A 340-nucleotide genomic window follows, 5' to 3' on the forward strand; every position below is an offset into this window, starting at 1 on the left:
GCCCAGCAGCGACGACGCGGTAGCGTTACCCTTCAGAAGTTCTTCTGTCATCCCATCCCACACAATTCGTCCTTCGGCAATGACCACCGATCTGGGGGCAATCCGTGCGGCATCTTCGATGCTGTGCGAAACCATCAGCATCGTCAGCTGCCGGCGCTGACAGACGTCCTGCACAAGCGTCAGCATCTCCTGGCGCAGCGCCGGGTCGAGCGCTGAGAACGGTTCATCCAGCAGCAGTATCGGCTGTTCACGGACCAGACAACGGGCAAGCGCCACGCGCTGACGCTGGCCGCCGGAAAGCTCGCCGGGCAGCCTGTCGAGAAATTCCGCGATCCCCATC

General features: G+C 62.4%; 1 protein-coding gene. It reads right to left on the bottom strand.

What is annotated here, in order from left to right; translation table 11 throughout:
* On the bottom strand, positions 1 to 340 hold a 340-nt coding region (locus tag HX884_RS26850), incomplete at both ends, for an ATP-binding cassette domain-containing protein (protein WP_178329066.1).

Origin of the sequence: Enterobacter sp. SECR19-1250 (assembly GCF_013391025.1) — a bacterium.
In the GTDB taxonomy this organism is placed as follows: Bacteria; Pseudomonadota; Gammaproteobacteria; order Enterobacterales; family Enterobacteriaceae; genus Enterobacter; species Enterobacter cloacae.